Below are 2331 nucleotides of genomic sequence, written 5' to 3'. Positions count from 1 at the left end.
GGGGCCTGCGCGAGCCGACCGGCCCGCCGCTGGGCAGCGCGGCGGTGGCCGGGGCCGATCTGGTGGTGGTGCCGGCGCTGGCGGTGGACCGCCGGGGCTACCGGCTGGGCCGGGGCGGCGGCTCGTACGACCGGGCGCTGGCCCGGGTGCCCGCCACGGTCCCCACGGTGGCGCTGCTGCACGACGGGGAGCTGGTCGAGGTGGTACCGGCCCAGCCGCACGACCGGCCGGTACGCTTCGTGATCACGCCGGGCGGCGGGCTGGTGGCGGTGCCGGATGTGGCCCGGGGCGCTTCCGCTGGACGAACCCGGGTTCCATGACGCACCATTGGCACTCGAATCCGTCGAGTGCCAATCGGCCGTGCCAAGATCCGGAGGAGAACGTGCCCACGTACCAGTACGCCTGCACCGCGTGCGGCCACCAGCTCGAGGCGGTGCAGTCCTTCTCTGACGCGCCGCTGACCGAGTGCCCGGCGTGTGAGGGGCGGCTGCGCAAGGTCTTCAACTCGGTCGGCATCGTGTTCAAGGGCTCCGGCTTCTACCGCACGGACTCCCGTTCGTCCGGTTCCGAGAGCGCCACGAGCACCGCGAGCAAGCCGGCGAAGTCGGAGTCGTCGACCAGCGGCTCGTCCGGCAGCTCCGCGACCGGGTCGAGCAACGGCTCGTCCGCCGCGTCGTCCAGCTCGTCCTCCGGTTCGTCGTCCGGTTCGTCGGCCGGCAAGGCGTCGGCGGCCAGCAGCTCCTCCTGACCTCGTCAGGCTCCCGGAAAGTGGTCATCCCGCGCGGATGGCCACTTTTCGCGTTCCCGGGCCGTTTCCCTCCGTCCGGGCGCTTGTCCACAGGCCGGCGGGTTTTCCACAGGTGAGCCGGCTGGGGCGGCGGCCACCGTCGGCGGCCGCCTAACCTGCCGGCGTACCGGGTCGGATCGGTGGGCGGGAGGGCGATGTGGCGGGTGGGGATGCATCACTGCGGCCGGTGCGCTGGCACGGGCTGCCCCAGGGCCGGACGCTGCTCCGGGTGGCGCTGGTCGCGGTGCTGCTCGGGCTGGCCGCGGCCGTCCTGAATAGCCCGGACGGCTGCCCGCCGGGTGCGGGCCCGGCCGTGGCTCCCACCCCGAACGGCGGCGCCCCGACTGTCGGCGGCCCGGCCGGTGGTGGCGTCCCGCCGGGTGGTGATCGCCGTGCCGCTGCCCTTCCGCTGCCGGCCGGGGCGGTGGGGGTGCCGATCCGACTCGCCGAGCCGGCCGCGCTGGCGGTGCTCCGCCCCGGCGCCCGGGTGGACCTGCTGATCGTGCCGGCCGGTGGGGCGGCGGGCGCGGCCACCCTGCTCGCCCCGAGGGCACTGGTGCTGGACGTGGTGGGTGCGGCCGGGGCGGTCGACGGCTCCTCGGCGCTCTACCTTGCGCTCCGCCCGGAGCAGGCCCAGCGCGCGGTCGGCCTGCCCGAGGGCAGCCGCTTCGCCGTGGTGGTCCGCGAATGACCCCACGCGCGCCAAAGGCGGGTCAGTCCCAGTGCGGGGGGCGCTCGGCGAGCAGCCAGTCCTCGTTGCCGGACGACCGCTCGCCCCAGCCGCGGTCGGTGTCGTCGGTGGTCTGCTCGGGCAGCACCACGAAGTCTTCGCTGAGGTCGACCACGCGGTCGTCGTCGCCGCGCGGGACACGGATGCCGGGATCGCTCACGAGCGGCAAGGATACCGCCGGAAGGGAAATCGCTCGACCGTTGGCGGCGCGAACGCCGGGGCACGGGTGGGCCGCCCCGGAGCGCCAGACCGGGGTCCGCGCGGGTGGACCCGGCCCGCCCCGTCGCGTCGGACGGCCGACGGGGCCGGCGCGTTGGTAGCGTCGGACGGCGTGACGACGCCGAGCGGTGGCAGCCCCGAGGACGAGACCTGGCGACGCCCGGACCAGCCGGCCGGGGATGCCGGGCCGGACGAACATGCCGCGGCCGACGTCGCCCATGACGAGGCCCCGGCGTCCGGCACCCACCAGCCCGGCACGCGCCGGTCGGGGTCGCCAGCCGGCGACGACCAGCCCGACGGCTCGACCGCCGGCGAACCCGAACCCGGTGGCTCCACCGCCGGCGAACCCGAACCCGGCCGCTCGACCTCGGACGAACCCGAACCCGGCCGCTCGACCTCCGACGAACCCGAACCCGGCCGCTCGACCTCCGACGAACCCGAACCCGGCCGCTCGGCCTCTGGTCCGGCCGAGCCTGGCGGCTCGACCTCCGGCACGACCGGCGGCGCCTCGCCGGCCCCGGAGGCCAGCCCCTGGTCGCGCGCCGGCCACACCGACAGCCCGTGGGCGCGGCCCGGCCCGGGCGCCGCCTCGGCC

At 76.5% G+C, this 2331-nt stretch carries 4 protein-coding genes and 1 pseudogene; 4 read left to right on the top strand and 1 reads right to left on the bottom strand.

Annotation, left to right across the window (positions count from 1 at the left end):
* From B0E53_RS35610 to B0E53_RS35600, 3 genes are all read left to right on the top strand, one after another.
* On the top strand, positions 1–320 hold a 320-nt coding region (locus B0E53_RS35610), incomplete at its 5' end, for a 5-formyltetrahydrofolate cyclo-ligase (protein WP_281492938.1).
* Positions 321–382: 62 nt separating this feature from the next.
* Positions 383–748 carry an FmdB family zinc ribbon protein gene (locus B0E53_RS35605; protein WP_107079838.1) on the top strand — a complete coding sequence of 122 codons (366 nt, stop codon included), beginning with the start codon at positions 383–385 and terminating at the stop codon, positions 746–748.
* Positions 749–974: 226 nt separating this feature from the next.
* Entirely contained in the window at positions 975–1478 is a 504-nt protein-coding gene (locus B0E53_RS35600) for a flagellar biosynthesis protein FlgA (RefSeq protein WP_246835771.1), read from the top strand.
* A gap of 22 nt (positions 1479–1500) precedes the next feature.
* Here the strand turns inward: B0E53_RS35600 and B0E53_RS35595 are convergent, their stop codons facing one another.
* Complete coding sequence (locus B0E53_RS35595) at positions 1501–1686, bottom strand: hypothetical protein (RefSeq protein ID WP_107079836.1); 186 nt, start codon at positions 1684–1686, stop codon at positions 1501–1503.
* A 162-nt stretch (positions 1687–1848) separates the two neighbouring features.
* Here B0E53_RS35595 and B0E53_RS35590 point away from each other — a divergent pair.
* A pseudogene (locus tag B0E53_RS35590) lies at positions 1849–2331 on the top strand (hypothetical protein); the annotation flags it as partial.

This window comes from Micromonospora sp. MH33 (assembly GCF_003013775.1).
Classification (GTDB): Bacteria; Actinomycetota; Actinomycetes; order Mycobacteriales; family Micromonosporaceae; genus Micromonospora; species Micromonospora fulviviridis.
Note: the sequence above shows the minus strand (reverse complement) of the source record. Positions and strands in the feature narration are given on the sequence as shown.